Raw genomic sequence first — 14138 nt, 5'->3', positions numbered from 1 at the left:
ATGAGCGCGATCCTCGCCCGGCTGCGCCACCGGCGCGCCAATCCCGCGGCCGATGACGCGGGGACCTCACTACCGGCGCTGACGTCGGGCCCGCACGACTCGAGCGGTGCCGTGCCGGCGCCGCGCACCCGTGTCGGGGCCTGGCTGGACCGGCCGATGACGTCGTTCCACCTGATCATCGCCGTCACCGCCCTGCTCATCACGATGGGCCTGACGATGGTGCTGTCGGCCTCGGGCGTCTACTCCTACGACATGGACGGCTCGCCGTGGGCGGTCTTCGGCAAGCAGGTGCTGTGGACGGCGATCGGCCTGCTGGCCTTCTACATCGCGATGCGCACGCCGGTGGCGGTGATGCGGCGTTTCGCGTTCAGCGGCTTCATGTTCACGATCGTGCTGCTGGTGCTGGTGCTCATCCCTGGCATCGGCAAAGAGGCCAACGGTTCGCGTGGCTGGTTCGTTGTCGCCGGGTTCTCCATGCAGCCCTCGGAACTCGCGAAGATCGCGTTGGCCATCTGGGGTGCGCACCTGCTGGCGGCCCGCCGCATGGAGCAGGCCTCGCTGAAAGAAATGCTGGTGCCCCTGGTGCCGGTCGCGGTGATCGCGCTGGCGTTGGTGGTTTCCCAGCCGGATCTCGGGCAGACGATGTCGATGGGTGTGATCCTGCTCGGTCTGCTCTGGTACGCCGGTCTTCCGCTGCGGGTGTTCGTCACCTCGCTGGGCGCGGTGGTCGTGTCGGGTGCGGTGCTGGCAATGACGGCCGGCTACCGATCGGCGCGCGTGCAGGCCTGGCTGAACCCGGGCGCTGATGCGCAGGGCATGGGCTACCAGTCCCGGCAGGCCCGCTTCGCGCTGGCCAACGGTGGCGTGTTCGGGGACGGTCTGGGACAGGGCACCGCGAAGTGGAACTACCTGCCCAACGCCCACAACGACTTCATCTTCGCGATCATCGGCGAGGAGCTCGGCTTCATCGGGGCCGCGGGACTGCTGTGCCTGTTCGGGCTGTTCGCCTACACCGGCATGCGCATCGCCCGGCGCTCGGCCGATCCGTTCCTGCGGCTGCTCACCGCCACGGCCACGCTGTGGGTGCTCTCGCAGGTGTTCATCAACGTGGGCTACGTCGTCGGCCTGCTTCCGGTCACCGGGCTGCAGCTGCCGCTGATCTCCGCCGGCGGCACGTCGACGGCCACCACGTTGTTGATGATCGGCATCATGGCCAACGCCGCCCGCCACGAACCGCAGGCGGTCGCCGCCCTGCGGGCCGGCCGCGACGACCGGGTCAACCGGCTGCTGCGCCTACCGCTGCCCGCCCCCTACGTACCGACCCGCGCCGAGGCAGTGCGTGACCGCCTGAAGTCCCGCTCGAGCCGGGCCGCCAAGCAGGCCGCCAAGCCCAGCCCGAAGCCCGCGAAAGCCGCGCGGTCGCGAACGGCGAAGCGCCCGGTGCGCTCGGCCACCCCGCCTGTCGGTTATGGTGCTGGCCAGCGCAATCCGGGCCGACGGGCCCGCACACTGGAAGGTCAACGTCACGGGTGAGCGGTATCTCGGTCGTTCTCGCAGGTGGGGGCACGGCCGGTCACGTCGAGCCCGCGATGGCCGTTGCCGACGCGCTCACCGCACTCGACCCTGGAGTGCGGATCACCGCATTGGGCACAGCCCGTGGCCTGGAGACCCGGCTGGTTCCCGAACGCGGCTACCACCTCGAGCTGATCACTCCGGTCCCGCTGCCACGCAAGCCCTCGGCGGATCTGGCCAGGCTGCCGCTGCGGGTGCGTCAGGCGGTGCGCCAGACGCGGGCGATCTTCGACGACGTCGCGGCCGACGTCGTCATCGGCTTCGGCGGATACGTCGCTGTTCCCGCCTATCTAGCGGCCCGCAACATGCGCCCGGGCCGGCGCATTCCGGTCGTCGTCCACGAGGCCAACGCCAGCGCGGGCTGGGCGAACCGGGTCGGGGTCCGCTCGGCGGCCCGCGTCCTCGCCGCGGTGCCCGACCCGGGGCTGGGCCCCGTCGAGGTCGTCGGCGTGCCCGTCCGTGAGGCCATCACGTCGCTGGACCGCGCCGCGCTGCGCGCCGATGCGCGTGCGTTCTTCGGCTTCTCCGACGACGACACGGTGCTGCTGGTCTTCGGCGGCTCGCAGGGCGCCCAGTCGTTGAACCGCGCAGTCGCCGGGGCCGCGGAAGCTCTTGCCCGGCACGGCATTGCGGTGCTGCACGCCCACGGTTCGAAGAACACGCTGGATCTGCGGACGCCGGCGCCCGGCGATCCGCCCTACGTCGCGGTGCCGTACCTGGACCGCATGGATCTCGCCTATGCCGCCGCCGATCTGGCGATCTGCCGGTCCGGGGCGATCACGGTCGCGGAGGTGAGTGCGGTCGGTCTGCCCGCGGTGTACGTCCCGCTGCCGATCGGCAACGGAGAGCAGCGGCTCAACGCGCTGCCCGTGGTCACCGCGGGTGGTGGGCTGCTGGTCGAGGATCGTGAGCTCACCCCCGACCTGGTCGCCACGACGGTGACCGGTCTGCTGACCGACCGGGCCCGGTTGGCGGCGATGACGTCGGCGGCGAAGCTGGCCGGTCACCCGGATGCGGCGCGGCGGGTGGCCGAGGTGGCTCTCGAGGTGGCCCAGGCGCGCAGCGGGCGGCGGAGATGAGCTCCGAGCCGCTGCCCGCGGAGCTGGCGCGGGTGCACATGGTCGGCATCGGCGGCGCCGGGATGTCTGGCATCGCAAGGATTCTGATCGACCGCGGCGGTCTGGTGTCCGGATCGGACGCCAAGGAGTCACGCTCTGTGCTCGCGCTGAGGGCGCGTGGTGCGCAGGTACGCATCGGTCACGACGCGTCGGCGCTGGACATGCTGCCCGGCGGGCCGACGGCGGTGGTGACGACTCACGCCGCGATCCCGAAGACCAACCCGGAGCTGGTCGAGGCACGCCGGCGCGGGATTCCGATCATCCTGCGGCCCGCCGTGCTGGCCGAGCTGATGGTCGGGGACACCACGCTGATGGTGACTGGCACGGCCGGCAAGACCACGACCACCTCGATGCTGATCGTGGCGTTGCAGCACTGCGGGTTCGACCCGTCGTTCGCTGTGGGCGGTGACCTCGGCGAGCCCGGCACCAATGCTCACCACGGCAGCGGTGCGTTCTTCGTCGCCGAGGCCGACGAGAGCGACGGCTCGCTGGTGCAGTACCGGCCCGACATCGCGGTGGTCACCAACATCGAGGCCGACCACCTGGACTTCTTCGGCTCCGAAGAGGCCTACGTCGCGGTGTTCGACGCATTCGCCGAACGGTTGCGTCCCGGCGGAGCGGTGGTGGTCTGCACCGATGATCCCGGCGCGGCCGCGTTCGCCGAACGGACTGAGGCGCTGGGTATTCGGGTGTTGCGCTACGGCACCGGGACTGCCGACGGGGACGGCCTGGCCGGTGCGCTGCTGCAGTGGCGGCAGCGCGGAACGGGCGCGGTCGCCACGGTGGCGCTGGCGGGGGAGAGCCAGCCGCGCACCATGAGGCTGGCCGTGCCGGGACGGCACATGGCGCTCAACGCGCTGGCCGCGTTGCTGGCCGCCACGCAGGTGGGCGCCGCGGCTGAGGACGTCCTCGACGCGCTCGCCGAATTCGAAGGTGTCCGTAGGCGTTTCGAGTTGGTGGGCACCGCTGCCGGGGTACGCGTCTTCGACGACTACGCCCACCACCCGACCAAGGTCACGGCGGCGCTCACCGCGGTGCGCGCGCTGGTGGACGAGGCCGGCGGCCGTTCGGTGGTGGTGTTCCAGCCGCACTTGTATTCGCGCACAGCCACATTCGCCCGCGAGTTCGGCGAGGCGCTGAGCCTGGCCGACGAGGTGTTCGTGCTCGACGTGTACGCGGCCAGGGAGCAGCCCCTGGCCGGTATCAGTGGCGCGACGATCGCCGAACACGTCAGTGTGCCGGTGCGATACCTGCCCGATTTCTCGACGGTCGCCGCGACGGTGGCGGCGGCCGCGCAGCCCGGGGACGTGGTGGTGACCATGGGCGCGGGCGATGTGACGTTGCTGGGCAGTGAGATTTTGACTGAGATCCTGGCCGCGCTGCGATGACCGAGCCGCCTGATAGTGACGCTGCCGCACCCGAACCGACGGCCGCTCCTGAACCGACGGCCGCTCCTGAACCGACTGAGGCCCCCGAACCGGACGACGGGCAGGACACATCCGAGCCCGTCGACGTCGAGGGGCCGCGCCGCCGGGCCCGCCGCGAGCGGGAGGAGCGGCGCGCCGCGCAGGCACGGGCGACCGCCATCGAGGCCGCCCGCCGTGAGGCCAAACGGCGCACGCTCGGCGCAACCCCGTCCGACACGGCGACGGTGGGGCGGGGCACGGTGCGCGGGCTCAAGGTGCTGCTGTGGACCGCGGTCGTCGCCGTCGTTGTCGTCGGCATCGGCCTGCTGCTGTATTTCACGCCGATCATGTCGGCGCGCACCATCGTCGTCGTCGGGTTGGGCGCGGTGACGCAGGACGAGGTGGTCGCCGTGGCGGGGGTGCCGCCCGGCACACCCCTGCTGCAGGTCAACACCGACGCGGTGGCCGAGAAGGTCGCCGAGATCCGCCGGGTCGCCAGCGCGCGCGTGCAGCGGGAGTACCCGTCTACGCTGCGCATCACGGTGGTCGAGCGGGTGCCCGTCGTCGTCCGTGACTATCCCGATGGTGTGCATCTGTTCGACAAGGACGGCGTCGACTTCGCGACCGGACCGCCGCCGCCGGGCATCCCGTATCTGGACGTCGAGAACCCCGGACCCGACGATCCGGCCACCAAGGCCGCGCTCGAGGTGGTGACGTCGTTGCGGCCGGAGGTTGCCTCGCAGGTGGGCCGGGTCTCGGCGCCGTCGGTCGCGGCGATCACGCTGACGTTGATCGACGGCCGCACCGTCGTGTGGGGGACCACCGACCGCACCGAGGAGAAAGCGCTCAAGCTCGGGGCGCTGCTCACCCAACCCGGCAAGACCTACGACGTGTCGTCACCGGACCTGCCAACGGTGAAGTGACACATGGCGACGATCGATGTACGGGGCTGCCGATTGCACTACGACAGCGTCGGTCACGGTTCGCCGATGGTGCTCGTGCATGGAACCGGCACCGACTCGTCGACATGGGAGCCGGTGATCGACCTGCTGGCCGAGCGCTATCGCGTCGTGGTGTACGACCGGCGTGGCTACGGCCGCTCCCGGCATCATCCGGTGCGCGACTTCCGAAATCACCGCGATGATCTCGAGGCCATCCTCACGCAGGTCTGCCAGGAGCCTGCGCATGTGGTCGGTTGGAGCGCCGGGGGATGCGTGGCGATGGCACTGGCCGCAGGAACTCCAGCACAGCGGGCGCGCATGCGGTCATTGTGCGTCGTCGAACCGCCTTTCCACAGCACCAGGCTCATGGACCGTTCGGTGCTCTCGACGACCGTGCGGGTCAAGGTCAAACAACTGAGGGGCGACCCGGTGGGCGCGGGCGAGGTGTTTTTCCGGTCCGTCTACGCGCGCCGGTCGGGTGGCAATGCCTATGACGAGATCGACGAGCGTGCTCGCGAGCGGATGCGCGCCAACGTCCACCCGGTGCTCGCCGAGTTCGACCCGTCGTGGTTCGGCGTATCGGCTGATTTCGTCTCCACCAGGGCCGCGGCTTCCTCCACCGTCCCGATGACCTGGGTGCGTGGCGATCAAAGCCCCATGTGGCTCGAGCGGACGTATGAGCGCTTCGCACGTCGCCGGCCCGATCTGCGGTCGGTGGTCCTCGCTGGCGCCGGGCATCTCCTCCACGTGGAGGATCCGACGGGTTTCGTGGCGGCGGTGAGCTCTGCTGCTCACTAGCCCTGCCGGAAACCGCGCAACATTTGTCGTGTCGCCTCGGCGCGCCTGCTCGGCATGTGTGCAACCCGGCCCTACCGTTCAGCACATACGGAACAACTTGACATAACTCTAAGCCTCTAGTTGAGATTGAGGGTTTGTCGCAGCGGTTATCCGTTATAGGACAGGCAACCAGGGCAGGAAAGGGCGATGCGATGACCCCCCCGCATAACTACCTCGCTGTGATCAAGGTGGTCGGCATCGGCGGTGGCGGCGTCAACGCCGTCAACCGGATGATCGAGCAGGGTCTCAAAGGCGTCGAGTTCATTGCGATCAACACTGACGCGCAGGCGTTGCTGATGAGCGATGCCGACGTCAAACTCGATGTGGGGCGCGATTCGACCCGCGGCCTCGGCGCGGGGGCTGACCCCGAGGTCGGCCGCAAGGCCGCCGAGGATGCCAAGGACGACATCGAGGAGCTGTTGCGCGGCGCCGACATGGTGTTCGTGACCGCCGGTGAGGGTGGCGGTACCGGCACCGGCGGTGCGCCGGTGGTGGCCTCGATCGCCCGCAAGCTGGGCGCTCTGACGGTCGGCGTGGTGACGCGTCCGTTCTCGTTCGAGGGCAAGCGGCGCAGCAATCAGGCCTCCGACGGCATCCAGTCGCTGCGCGAGAGCTGCGACACGCTCATCGTGATCCCGAACGATCGCCTGCTGCAGATGGGCGACGCCGCGGTCTCGCTGATGGACGCCTTCCGCAGTGCCGACGAAGTGCTGCTCAATGGCGTGCAGGGCATCACCGACCTGATCACGACCCCCGGCCTGATCAACGTCGACTTCGCCGACGTCAAGGGCGTCATGAGTTCCGCGGGCACCGCGCTGATGGGTATCGGCTCGGCCCGCGGCGACGGTCGCGCGCTCAAGGCCGCCGAGATCGCGATCAACTCGCCGCTGCTCGAGGCCTCGATGGAAGGTGCTCAGGGTGTGCTGCTCTCGGTCGCCGGCGGCAGTGACCTGGGGCTGTTCGAGATCAACGAGGCCGCCTCGCTGGTGCAGGAAGCCGCCCATCCCGACGCCAACATCATCTTCGGCACCGTCATCGACGACTCGCTCGGCGATGAGGTGCGCGTGACCGTGATCGCCGCCGGCTTCGACGCCGCGGGTCCCGGACGCAAGCCCGTGACCGGTGAATCGACGGCCGCGGCCGCTGCGCAGCCGATCGCTCCGGGCAAGGCGGGCCGGGTCGGTTCGTCGCTGTTCGAGTCGGCCGATCCGGCGAGCGTGCCCGCAGCCCACACCAACGGCGCGACGGTGCGCATCGGCGGCGGCGATGACGGCATCTCCGACGACGATGTCGACGTGCCGCCGTTCATGCGCCACTGACGCGCCGCACCTCTCGCACGTGATGTTCCGGGTGCGCCGTGTCACCACCACCCGCGCCGGCGGGGTGTCAAAACCCCCCTTCGCGACCTTCAACCTCGGTGACCACGTTGGCGACGATCCCGCTGCGGTGGCGTCCAATCGGAGTCGGCTCGCCACGGCCACCGGTCTGGGGACCGACGGTGTGGTGTGGATGAACCAGACCCACAGCACGCGGGTGGCGGTGGTGGATCGCGGTGGCGAGACCATCGACGACACCGACGGCCTGGTGACGACGACGCCGTCGCTCGGGCTCGCGGTGGTGACAGCCGACTGTGTCCCCGTGCTGCTGGCCGATGCCCGCCACGGTGTGATCGGCGCGGTGCATGCCGGTCGCGTCGGGGCCGCGGGCGGGATCGTGCCGCGCGCGGTCGAGGTCATGGTCGAGGCCGGCGCCCGCGTGGACGACATCTCGGTCTTGTTGGGTCCCGCCGTCAGTGGACCCAACTACGAGGTCCCCGCCGAGATGGCCGACGAGGTGGAGCGTCTCCTGCCCGGCAGCCGCACCCGCACTAGACGTGGCACGCCCGGTCTTGACCTGCGCGCCGGTATCGCGCGGCAGCTGCACGCACTCGGTGTCACCGCGATCGACGTCGACCCGCGCTGCACCTATGCCGATCCGAACCTGTTCAGCCATCGCCGCGGCGCGCCGACGGGCCGGCTGGCGTCTCTGATCTGGCTGGAACCGGCACCGTGACCGCCGACCGCGAACAGGAGTTGCACGACAACCTCACGCAGCTGCGCGACCGGCTCGTCCGAGCTGCCGAGGCGGCGGGCCGCCCACCCGACGAGATCGAGCTGCTCCCGGTCACCAAGTTCTTCCCGGCCTCCGACATCGCCACGCTGTATGGACTGGGCTGCAGGTCTTTCGGCGAATCGCGCGATCAGGAAGCCACCCGCAAGGTCGACGAGCTACCCCAGCTCGCGGGCAAGGTCCGCTGGCACATGATCGGCCGCATCCAGCGCAACAAGGCTCGTTCCATCGGTACCTGGGCCTATGCGGCGCATTCCGTCGACAGCCCCAAAGTGGTTGCGGCGCTGGCCCGCTCAGCAGAGGACGCGCTGCAGAGTGCGGCGCGCGGCGCGCCGCTGCGGGTGTTCGTGCAGGTCAGCCTCGATGGCGACGAGAGTCGGGGCGGCGTCGACGTCGACGCGCCGCAGCGGCTCGACGCGCTGTGCGCCGCAGTCGACGAGGCGCCCGCCCTGACGCTGGTCGGGCTGATGGCGATCCCGCCGGTCGGCGCCGACGCCGACGCGGCTTTCGCGCGGTTGGCGCAGGAACGTGAGCGCGTGCAGCAGTGGTGCGGGCGACCGCTCGAGCTGTCGGCGGGCATGTCCGGGGACCTCGAGGCGGCGGTGCGACACGGATCGACGTGTGTGCGTGTCGGTACCGCGCTGTTGGGCGACCGACCGCTAACGTCTCCACCAGAAGTCACACGAGTCACACCTTCATCACAGACAACACATTCCGGGCATCGGTCATCACCGCACGAGGGGTCCTCACAATGAGCACACTGCACAAGGTCAAGGCCTACTTCGGTATGGCCCCCATGGACGATTACGAGGACGACTACTACGAGGACGACGAGCGCGGACCCGCCCGCAGCTACCGCCGCCCCCGTGAGGATCGCTTCGAGGACGAGGGCTACACGCGCGGCTACGACGACCTGCCCGAGGGTCGGCGCCGCGAGTACGACGAGCCCGCCGCCTACCGGGTTGGTATGCCCGGCGCCATGGCCGGCGGCTTCGACGACGGACGATTCGAGGCCCGGATGCGTTCGCCGCGTGAATTCGACCGCACGCCACCGCGTTTCGGTGCGATGCGGGGATCGACTCGCGGCGCGCTGGCCATGGACCCCCGCGGCATGGCCGAGCTGTTCGAAGCCGGCAGCCCGCTGGCGAAGATCACCACGCTGCGCCCCAAGGACTACAGCGAGGCGCGCACGATCGGTGAGCGCTTCCGCGACGGCACCCCGGTGATCATGGATCTGGTCTCGATGGACAACGCCGATGCCAAGCGGCTCGTCGACTTCGCCGCCGGCCTGGCCTTTGCGCTGCGTGGCTCGTTCGACAAGGTGGCCACGAAGGTCTTCCTGCTGTCGCCGGCCGACGTGGACGTCACCGCGGAGCAGCGTCGCCGGATCGCCGAGGCCGGGTTCTACGCCTACCAGTGATGCCTACCAGTGATGCCTACCGGTAGCGCCTATCCGTAGCGCGAACACCAGCGGTCGCGCACCCCTCGTGCACGGGTAGGCTGGCGAAGCCGGTGCGGTCTCGCGCCGGCTTCCCCGTCACATCTGCTGGGAGTGAGGTCACCTTCCGTTGGGGCTCTTCTTCGAGATCCTGGGATTCGCGCTGTTCGTCTTCTGGCTGCTGCTGATCGCGAGGGTCGTGGTCGAGTTCATCCGCTCGTTCAGCCGGGACTGGCATCCGCGCGGCGCGACTGTGGTGGTCCTCGAGGTGATCATGACGTTGACGGACCCACCGGTGAAGTTGTTGCGGCGCATCATTCCGCAACTGACCATCGGGGCGGTGCGCTTCGACCTGTCCATCATGGTGCTGCTGCTTGCGGCGTTCATCGGTATGCAGCTGGCGTTCGGCGCGGCGGTCTGACACCGGCCTGGAACAGGGCGTTTGTGGCGTCCGGCCCGGCAGCGGGCAGGATAGCCCTGCGGTGGGCGCCCGGTCGCCCAGGTGGAGTTTCGATGTATTTATCGCCCTCGACTGCAACCGCAGGGTCTGGTGTGACAGGATGGACGCCAGTTACCTTCAAGCCAGGCTTTACACTGTGAGATCGTTTTGACGATCCAGACTCAAGGGGGCAGACGATGCCGCTCACTCCTGCCGACGTGCACAACGTTGCTTTCAGCAAGCCACCCATCGGCAAGCGCGGCTACAACGAGGACGAGGTCGACGCGTTCCTCGATCTCGTCGAGAACGAGCTGTCCCGCCTGATCGAAGAGAACACCGACCTGCGGCAGCGCGTCGCCGAGCTCGACTCCGAGCTCGCCTCGGCGCAGTCCGGTGGGGCGGCCGCGGCCGCCCAGCCGACTCAGACCCTCCCGGTGTACGAGCCCGAGCCCGAGCCCGAGCCGGAACCGCAGCCGGTGTACGAAGCACCCGCGGCGCAGCAGGCCGCACCGGCCCCCGAGGATCAGCACCTGCGGGCAGCGAAGATCCTCAGCCTGGCGCAGGACACCGCGGATCGCCTGACCAACGGCGCCAAGTCCGAGTCGGAGAAGATGCTCTCGGACGCCCGTGCGCAGGCCGACGCGATGGTCGCCGAGGCACGGCAAACCGCCGAGACCACGGTCACGGAGGCGCGCCAGCGGGCCGACGCGATGCTCGCCGATGCGCAGAGCCGTTCGGAGGCGCAGCTGCGGCAGGCACAGGAGAAGGCCGACGCTCTTCAGGCCGACGCCGAGCGCAAGCACTCCGAGATCATGGGCACGATCAACCAGCAGCGCACCGTGCTCGAGGGCCGGTTGGAGCAGCTCCGGACGTTCGAACGCGAGTACCGGACCCGTCTGAAGACCTACCTCGAGTCGCAGCTCGAAGAGCTCGGTCAGCGCGGCTCGGCCGCTCCGGTCGACTCCGGCGCCAACAGTGACGGCGGATTCAACCAGTTCAACCGGGGAAACAACTAGCCTCGTAGTCCATGCTCATCGTTGCGCTCGTCCTCGCGGTCATCGGCCTCGCGGCCTTGGTGCTGGCCGTCGTCACCAGCAATGCACTGATCGCGTGGGTCTGCATCGCGGCCAGCCTGATCGGCGTGATCCTGCTCATCGTCGATGCGCTGCGCGATCGGTCGAAGGGGTCTGCCGACGAGGCGGCCGAGGCGGATGCCGCCGACGCCGCCGACGAGGCCGTCGAGGACTACCCCGACGAGGCGCCCGTCGCCCTGGACGACGATGACTACCCCGACGAGGAGCCCGTGCCCGCCACCGAGCGGTCCGACGAGGGCCCGACCAAGAGCTGAAAAGCGCTAGTCCGCAACCCTTTTCGTTGTTGCGGTGGACAGCACCTCGCGGACCTCGTCGTCGGTCAACTGGTGGAAGTCTGCGTAGGCCTGCCCCACTGCGCTGAAGTCGGCTGGCACGACCGAGCACACCACGTCGTCGGCCACCGACGCCAGAGCGCGACACACCGACCGTGGCCCCACGGGAACGCCGACGATGACGTGGGTGGCCCCGAGCCGGCGAACCGAGCGGACCGCGGCCGCCATGCTGGCTCCGGTGGCGACGCCGTCGTCGACCAGGATCACGGTGCGGTCGCCGACGTCGAGGGGCACACGCCCGCCCCGGTATGCGCGTTCGCGTCGATGGAGTTCGGCGGTCTCGCGTTCCGCTACCGCGCGCACTTCGGCGTCGCTCAACCCGAGGCTGCCGATCACGTCCTCGTTCAGCACGATGGCGCCGCCGGTGGCGACCGCACCCATGGCGAGTTCCGGCCACTGCGGTGTGCCGAGCTTGCGTACGAGGCAGACGTCGAACGGCACCTGCAGAGTGGCCGCCACTGCCCAGCCGACCGGCACCCCGCCCCTCGCCAAGCCGAGCACAGTGAGGTCCGGTCGGTCGCGGTAGATGGCGAGGTCCCGCGCGAGCACCTCGCCCGCCTCGCGGCGGTCGTGAAAGGGTCGCGCGGCACTGGTCATGTCACACCTTCGTGAGGAGTATCGCTTCCGGGTACCCCGTCCCGCGGTGAAGCGGGGCAATCCGGACCCCACATGGTGACGAATGACTGATCGACGACGGGAGAGTCATGGGCATCGACTACGACAGCGTGGTGGAGCACCCGCTGCGTGACGTGTGGGAGTGGCACGCGCGACCGGGCGCCATGCGGCGACTCGTTCCGCCGTGGCAGCCGATGACCGTGGTCTCCGAAGCGCAGTCGCTTTCCGACGGCGTGGCGGTGCTGGGCCTGCCGGGCGGGCTGCGCTGGGTGGCCCGCCATCAGCCCGACGCCTACGTCGCCGGGCACCGATTCGTCGACGAACTCTCGTCCGACGGAGTGACGTCCTGGCCCCCGCACCTGGCCGGGCCGTGGCGGCACACCCACACGTTCGACGAGGGGGGGTCAGGCACCCGCATCAACGACCGGGTCGAGTCGGTGGTGCCTGCGTCGCTGCTGCGGCCGACGTTCGCCTACCGGCACCGGCAGCTGATCGGCGACCTCGCGGCGCACCAGCGCGCCGAGGTGGCGGGGACGCAGCCACTCGTCATCGCAGTCACCGGCGCGTCGGGTCTGGTCGGCGCGGCGCTGTGCGCGTTCCTCACCACCGGCGGGCACCGCGTGATCCGGCTCGTGCGGCGGCCCGCCGAGAACGCCGACGAGCGTCACTGGGATCCGGCGGCGCCTGCCGCGGATCTGCTGCGCGGCGTGAACGCCGTCATCCACCTGGCCGGCGAGTCGATCGCAGGCCGCTTCACCGATGCTCATCAAAAAGCGATCCGCGACAGCCGAATCGAGCCGACCCGCCGCCTCGCCGAAGCGGCCGCCGCGACGGAGGACGGCCCGTCGACGTTCATCTGCGCGTCGGCCATCGGCTACTACGGCTACGACCGCGGCGATGTCACGCTGACCGAGGACGGTTCACGCGGCGACGGGTTCCTCGCCGAGGTGGTGACCGACTGGGAGGCTGCGACCGTGCCTGCCGCGGACGCCGGGTTGCGCGTCGTGCTGGTGCGCACCGGGATCGTCCAGGCAGCCGCGGGCGGCACGCTGAAGCTGCTCCGTCCGCTGTTCGCCGCGGGTCTGGGCGGGCGCGTCGGCGACGGTAGGCAGTGGCTGTCCTGGATCGGGTTGGACGACCTGGTCGACGTCTACCATCGGGCGCTCTACGACGCGGAACTCCAGGGTCCCGTCAACGCGGTGGCCCCGGAGCCGGTGCGCAACAGCGAGTACACCAAAGAGCTTGCGCGCGTGCTGCATCGGCCCGCGCTGCTGCCCGTGCCGAGCCTCGGTCCCCGCGTCCTGCTGGGCGCGCAGGGCGCTCGTGAACTGGCCGAGGCGAGCCAGCGGGTGCTGCCGACCAAGTTGCTGGCCGCCGGGCACCCGTTCCGTCACAACCACGTCGCTGAGGCGCTCGCCCATCAGCTGGGGCGGGAGCTGCCTACCACGTGAGTGACGAATCCGGACACCAGCGTCCGGATTCGCCCGGCGACGTCACCGGCGAGATCGGCTGTGCGGGTGAGTAACTGGTCGTGATCGAGGCCGGCCGCGGCGACGTCACCGTCGCGATCGTCGGCCAGCCACGTGCTCAGCAGGTCGGTGTCGATCTCCGGGTGGAATTGCAGGCCCAGAGCGCGGCCGAGCAGAAAGGCCTGCGAGGCGTTGGGGGTTCTGGCGAGCTCCGTGGCGCCAGGAGGCAGTGTCCATCGGTCGAAATGCCATTGGAACCACGGACCGCCGGGCACGATGTCGGGCCGATCGCTGAGCACGTCGTACCAGCCGATTTCGGGCCGCGGTGAGCGCGCCACCGAGCCGCCGAAGGTCTGGGCGAGCAACTGACCACCGAAGCAGACGCCCAGCAGCGCGACCCCGGCGTCGGTTGCATCACGCAGGAGCGCCATCTCGGCGCCGACCCAGGTCTCGCGCAGCGCGGGATCGTAGACCGGCCAGCGCGCGCCGAGCGGCACGATGACGTCGTAGTGGGTCGGATCGGGGAACGTCACCTCGATCGCGGGGGAGTCCACCCGATCGGGCGGTACCACCTGGAAATGGTCGACGTCGAAGCCGTGCTCGGCGAACGCCTCGCCGAGCAGTGCCTCGGTGGCCATGTGCTCGTTGCGCAGGAACAGAACCTTGGATGCCACGCCGGTCATTATCCCGTCTTCGTGTTGACCTTGCCCCCGGGGGAGGCATCACCGTGGTGCCTGCTGTCGCGACGGGAATACCCGCGCGTCGTTC

15 protein-coding genes are annotated in these 14138 nt (G+C 69.8%); 13 read left to right on the top strand and 2 right to left on the bottom strand.

What is annotated here, in order from left to right; translation table 11 throughout:
- The 12 genes from ftsW to ACZY1G_RS26620 all read left to right on the top strand — a co-directional run bounded on the left by ftsW (nucleotide 1) and on the right by ACZY1G_RS26620 (nucleotide 11208).
- On the top strand, nucleotides 1–1533 hold the full coding sequence (ftsW, locus tag ACZY1G_RS26675; protein WP_463818204.1) for a putative lipid II flippase FtsW: 1533 nt from the start codon (nucleotides 1–3) through the stop codon (nucleotides 1531–1533).
- Nucleotides 1530–2651: an undecaprenyldiphospho-muramoylpentapeptide beta-N-acetylglucosaminyltransferase gene (gene murG / locus ACZY1G_RS26670; protein WP_463818203.1), complete on the top strand. Its 1122-nt coding sequence runs from the start codon at nucleotides 1530–1532 to the stop codon at nucleotides 2649–2651. Before ftsW ends, murG begins: the two co-directional genes overlap by 4 nt.
- Nucleotides 2648–4078: a UDP-N-acetylmuramate--L-alanine ligase gene (murC, locus tag ACZY1G_RS26665; protein WP_463818202.1), complete on the top strand. Its 1431-nt coding sequence runs from the start codon at nucleotides 2648–2650 to the stop codon at nucleotides 4076–4078. Before murG ends, murC begins: the two co-directional genes overlap by 4 nt.
- Complete coding sequence (locus ACZY1G_RS26660; RefSeq protein WP_463824049.1) at nucleotides 4075–5019, top strand: cell division protein FtsQ/DivIB; 945 nt, start codon at nucleotides 4075–4077, stop codon at nucleotides 5017–5019. Before murC ends, ACZY1G_RS26660 begins: the two co-directional genes overlap by 4 nt.
- A gap of 3 nt (nucleotides 5020–5022) precedes the next feature.
- Nucleotides 5023–5835: an alpha/beta fold hydrolase gene (locus ACZY1G_RS26655; protein ID WP_463818200.1), complete on the top strand. Its 813-nt coding sequence runs from the start codon at nucleotides 5023–5025 to the stop codon at nucleotides 5833–5835.
- A gap of 191 nt (nucleotides 5836–6026) precedes the next feature.
- Nucleotides 6027–7193, top strand: a complete 1167-nt coding sequence (gene ftsZ, locus ACZY1G_RS26650; protein WP_463818199.1) for a cell division protein FtsZ — start codon at nucleotides 6027–6029, stop codon at nucleotides 7191–7193.
- Between the two features lie 19 nt (nucleotides 7194–7212).
- Nucleotides 7213–7926 (top strand): peptidoglycan editing factor PgeF, encoded by a 714-nt coding sequence (pgeF, locus tag ACZY1G_RS26645; protein ID WP_463824048.1) that lies wholly within the window; start codon nucleotides 7213–7215, stop codon nucleotides 7924–7926.
- Entirely contained in the window at nucleotides 7923–8738 is an 816-nt protein-coding gene (locus ACZY1G_RS26640) for a YggS family pyridoxal phosphate-dependent enzyme (RefSeq protein ID WP_463818197.1), read from the top strand. The genes pgeF and ACZY1G_RS26640 overlap by 4 nt, the downstream gene beginning before the upstream one ends.
- Nucleotides 8735–9403 (top strand): cell division protein SepF, encoded by a 669-nt coding sequence (locus ACZY1G_RS26635; RefSeq protein ID WP_463818196.1) that lies wholly within the window; start codon nucleotides 8735–8737, stop codon nucleotides 9401–9403. The genes ACZY1G_RS26640 and ACZY1G_RS26635 overlap by 4 nt, the downstream gene beginning before the upstream one ends.
- Before the next feature lie 148 nt (nucleotides 9404–9551).
- The gene (locus ACZY1G_RS26630; RefSeq protein ID WP_335330485.1) at nucleotides 9552–9842 is read left to right on the top strand and encodes a YggT family protein; all 291 of its coding nucleotides are present in this window, start codon (nucleotides 9552–9554) and stop codon (nucleotides 9840–9842) included.
- Between the two features lie 215 nt (nucleotides 9843–10057).
- Nucleotides 10058–10876 (top strand): DivIVA-like cell division protein Wag31, encoded by an 819-nt coding sequence (wag31, locus tag ACZY1G_RS26625; RefSeq protein WP_463818195.1) that lies wholly within the window; start codon nucleotides 10058–10060, stop codon nucleotides 10874–10876.
- An 11-nt stretch (nucleotides 10877–10887) separates the two neighbouring features.
- Nucleotides 10888–11208, top strand: coding sequence for a DUF308 domain-containing protein (locus ACZY1G_RS26620; protein ID WP_463824047.1), 321 nt, complete (start codon nucleotides 10888–10890; stop codon nucleotides 11206–11208).
- A gap of 6 nt (nucleotides 11209–11214) precedes the next feature.
- Here the strand turns inward: ACZY1G_RS26620 and ACZY1G_RS26615 are convergent, their stop codons facing one another.
- The gene (locus ACZY1G_RS26615; RefSeq protein ID WP_463818193.1) at nucleotides 11215–11883 is read right to left on the bottom strand and encodes a phosphoribosyltransferase; all 669 of its coding nucleotides are present in this window, start codon (nucleotides 11881–11883) and stop codon (nucleotides 11215–11217) included.
- A gap of 107 nt (nucleotides 11884–11990) precedes the next feature.
- Between ACZY1G_RS26615 and ACZY1G_RS26610 the strand changes: the two genes are divergently transcribed.
- Entirely contained in the window at nucleotides 11991–13352 is a 1362-nt protein-coding gene (locus ACZY1G_RS26610; protein ID WP_463824046.1) for a TIGR01777 family oxidoreductase, read from the top strand.
- On the opposite strand, the gene ACZY1G_RS26605 is transcribed toward ACZY1G_RS26610, so the two are convergent.
- Nucleotides 13322–14053 carry a type 1 glutamine amidotransferase gene (locus ACZY1G_RS26605; protein ID WP_463818191.1) on the bottom strand — a complete coding sequence of 244 codons (732 nt, stop codon included), beginning with the start codon at nucleotides 14051–14053 and terminating at the stop codon, nucleotides 13322–13324. The two genes, ACZY1G_RS26610 and ACZY1G_RS26605, sit on opposite strands and share 31 nt — an antisense overlap.
- Between the last annotated feature and the right edge of the window lie 85 nt (nucleotides 14054–14138).

The sequence above is a fragment of the Mycobacterium sp. IDUB_5 genome, assembly GCF_055419565.1.
Note: the sequence above shows the minus strand (reverse complement) of the source record. Positions and strands in the feature narration are given on the sequence as shown.

Coding starts and splice junctions, on each gene's coding strand:
- ACZY1G_RS26660 (WP_463824049.1), top strand. CDS start 4,075: ATGACCGAGCCGCCTGATAGTGACGCTGCCGCACCCGAACCGACGGCC.
- ACZY1G_RS26655 (WP_463818200.1), top strand. CDS start 5,023: ATGGCGACGATCGATGTACGGGGCTGCCGATTGCACTACGACAGCGTC.
- ftsW (WP_463818204.1), top strand. CDS start 1: ATGAGCGCGATCCTCGCCCGGCTGCGCCACCGGCGCGCCAATCCCGCG.
- murC (WP_463818202.1), top strand. CDS start 2,648: ATGAGCTCCGAGCCGCTGCCCGCGGAGCTGGCGCGGGTGCACATGGTC.
- ACZY1G_RS26620 (WP_463824047.1), top strand. CDS start 10,888: ATGCTCATCGTTGCGCTCGTCCTCGCGGTCATCGGCCTCGCGGCCTTG.
- ACZY1G_RS26610 (WP_463824046.1), top strand. CDS start 11,991: ATGGGCATCGACTACGACAGCGTGGTGGAGCACCCGCTGCGTGACGTG.
- wag31 (WP_463818195.1), top strand. CDS start 10,058: ATGCCGCTCACTCCTGCCGACGTGCACAACGTTGCTTTCAGCAAGCCA.
- ftsZ (WP_463818199.1), top strand. CDS start 6,027: ATGACCCCCCCGCATAACTACCTCGCTGTGATCAAGGTGGTCGGCATC.
- ACZY1G_RS26635 (WP_463818196.1), top strand. CDS start 8,735: ATGAGCACACTGCACAAGGTCAAGGCCTACTTCGGTATGGCCCCCATG.
- ACZY1G_RS26605 (WP_463818191.1), bottom strand. CDS start 14,053: ATGACCGGCGTGGCATCCAAGGTTCTGTTCCTGCGCAACGAGCACATG.
- ACZY1G_RS26615 (WP_463818193.1), bottom strand. CDS start 11,883: ATGACCAGTGCCGCGCGACCCTTTCACGACCGCCGCGAGGCGGGCGAG.